Raw genomic sequence first — 2,979 nt, 5'->3', positions numbered from 1 at the left:
GGGTGCGGGCGCGGGGGCGGGCGGCGGTGGGCGCGCACGGGGTAGGAGCGCGGTTGCATGCGAGGCCGCCGTGTTCGCGGGGGGAACCGGGGTTGCTGGCGCAACGACTGCGGGGTGTGGCAGCGTCGGACCATGCGGACTCGAGCGCGGTGGATCCCGGTGTGGTTGACGTGGATGCTGGCCGCGTGCGTCGTCGGCGACCCGGCGGGCGCGCCGGCCGGCGACGACGACGACGATGTCGCGGCGCCCGACGCCGGCCCGGCCGGGGGCGCCGACGCCGGGCCGGGCGCGGCCGACGCCGCCGGTTCGGACCCGGACGCGGGTCCCGACCCGCGCTGCTACACCGAGGCGGTCGACCCCGAGGCGGACATCTCCGACGTCGTGGCCGCGTACGGCGGCGCCGACTGGAAGGACGACCTCATCGAGGCGATGTCGCGCCGCCACCCGGCGACCGCATACCTGCTCGACGCCCAGCGCAACGACAGCTACTTCGACCAGTTCAGCGACCCGTCGTCGTGGACCGGGATGGTCGGATGGCTCGACACGCTGGCTCACGAGGAGACGCACCTGTTCAACGCGCGGCGCGCCGCCGAGGTCGGCGAGGCCCACGCGCTGTACGCGCGCGAGGACCTCATCTTCTACCTGCCGGAAGATCGCTCGTTCGCCCGCGGCGAGATCTACGACGACATCGCGCCGGCCGCGCGCGACGGCATTTACGCGCCGACCTACCTCACCGGGTCGCAGGGCGAGCGCGGCTTCAACGCATTGCTCGACGAACTCAGTTGCTATCTCAACGAACTCGCGGCGGTCGGGCCGGTCGGCGAGTACTTTTCCGGCGGGGTGTCGCTGCGCGACGGGTCGGTCGCGTTTCTGTACTTCGTCGCGGTGTACCTGCGCGTCGCGCGCACCGAACATCCCGACGTGTACGAAGCGCTGCGCCAGCAGTCGGTCTACCGGGACGCGGTGGCGACGCTGTGGTTGCGCACGCAGTTCTTCCTCGCGATCGCGGACGCGTACCCCGCGCTCGGCGTCGACGACGGCGTCTACCGGGACCTGCTGGACGACCCGGCGATCCTGGACGAGATCGCCCAGTTCACCGGCCGGCGGGTGGGCGCGTCGAACTGCGAGCTGTAGCGCGGCGCCCGGGCTCGCCGGCGCCGGACACGTGGCCCCGCACGCGGGTCGCCTACCTGCCCCCGCGCGACACCTGGACGGTCGCGTGCGCGCTGCCGCAGCAGATGGCGGTCGCCGGCGACCGCCTCGTGGTCGTGTGCTCGGGATCGAACGAGGTGCAGACGTTCACCGTCGGGGCCGACGGCCGTCTCGCGCCGCGCGAGCGCGCAGGCGAGCTGTTTCGCACCGGCATGAACCCGTACGGCGTCGCGGTGACGCGCGACGGCGCCCGCGCGTACGTCGCCGAGCGGCTGGGCGAGCGCGTCACCGTGCTGGACCTCGACGCCGGGCCCGGGACCGAGCGGCGCATCCTGGTGGGCGACGAGTCCGGCGGCCCGTTTCCGGCGACGGACGCGGAGATCGGCGAGGCGATCAACTTCGTGACCGCGCCGTTTACCGTCGACGGCGACCAGACGTGCGAACACTGCCACCGCGACGGCGGCAACCTCGCGAAGCCGGTCGCGATGCCGCTGCAGGCCGACACGGTGTGGGGCGTGCGGATGCAGATGGCCTACCGCGGGGCGGCCGACACCCGCCCGTGGTTCTTCGAAAGCTCGATGGCCGAATCCAACTTCTTTCCGGTGATCAACGAGTTCGCGCGCAAGGAGAACTTCTGCTGCGAGCAGCTCGACCCGCTGATCTGGCCGGCGTACCCGAGCGTCACCGACTGCCTCGCCGACCCGCAGCGCGACGGCTGCAACCACGTGCTCGACTGCGAACACGACCCGCCGCCCGAGTGCGCCGAGCGGCGCTACGGCTCGAAGCACCTTACGCGCAACGCGCACTTTCGCGCCGCCGCGCGCGCGCTGTTCGGTCGCGACCGGACGTTCGGCGACGCGCTGTACCAGGAGGTGGTCGCCGACGACGGCAGCGTGCGGCGCGAGGGCATCGCGTTGGACTTCGACGGCGTCACCCGCGCGCTCGGGCTGTTCCTGTTGCAGGAGCCGCGCCTGTTGCCGAACCCGAACGCCGCGCTCGACCTGCCGGCGGCGCGGCGGGGCCGGCAGATCTACGAGTCGGCGGAGACCGGCTGCAACACGTGCCACCCGCTGCCGGTGACCGCCGTGTCGACCACGTACAACCCGCTCGGGCTGCCGCTGCGGTTTCCCGCGGTGGTCACCCCGCGGCAAAACCCGGTCACCGGCGCGAACGCCGATCTCGTCAACCCGCTGTTCATCGGCACGTTCCCCGATACCCAGCAGGACGCCGCCGGCGTCTACTTCGGCGTGCCGCAGCTTCGCGGCATCTGGGATCGCGCGTCGCGGTTCCTGCACGACGGCCGCGCGCGCAGCCTGCGCGAAGCGCTCGCGACCCCCGGGCACCCGGCGCTGGCCCCCGGAGAGATCGGCTACAACGAGACCTACGGCATGCCGGACACGCACGGCGCGACATCGCACCTCTCCGCCGACGACCTCGAAGATCTGATCGCGTTCTTGCTGACCCTGTGACCGCGCGCGCCCCCCGCGCGCATCTCCGCGTCCGCCGCTCCGACCCGACGTCCCCTCTCGTGCGCCCGCAGCCCAGGCGCCCGGGAATCTCCGCGTCCGCCGCTCCGGCCCCGACGCACCCTCTCGTGCGCCCGCAGCCCAGGCGCCCGGGCATCTCCGCGTCCGCCGGCCCCGCCGTGCCACGTCCCCACCCATCTCCGCGTCCGCCGCTCCGACCCGCGCGGCGCCCGCGCGGCGCGCACCGCGGCGAGGCGGACGGGGACCCGCGGCCGCCCGCAGTTCCGCAGCGGCCCCGACGACGTCCGCACTCGGCTCCGCCCCTCGCGCGCTCGGCCCCCACCGCCAGCCGCGAGGATGT

General features: G+C 73.7%; 2 protein-coding genes. Both read left to right on the top strand.

The features are described from left to right. Window positions 1-174 precede the first annotated feature (174 nt). Window positions 175-1,134: a hypothetical protein gene (locus D6689_19080; protein ID RMH38614.1), complete on the top strand. Its 960-nt coding sequence runs from the start codon at window positions 175-177 to the stop codon at window positions 1,132-1,134. A 104-nt stretch (window positions 1,135-1,238) separates the two neighbouring features. After that, window positions 1,239-2,621 (top strand): hypothetical protein, encoded by a 1,383-nt coding sequence (locus tag D6689_19075; GenBank protein RMH38613.1) that lies wholly within the window; start codon window positions 1,239-1,241, stop codon window positions 2,619-2,621. Window positions 2,622-2,979: the final 358 nt, after the last annotated feature.

The organism is Deltaproteobacteria bacterium (assembly GCA_003696105.1).
Taxonomy (GTDB): Bacteria; Myxococcota_A; Polyangia; order Haliangiales; family J016; genus J016.
The sequence above is the reverse complement of the archived record's forward strand: the minus strand, read 5'-3'. Positions and strand labels throughout refer to the sequence as shown.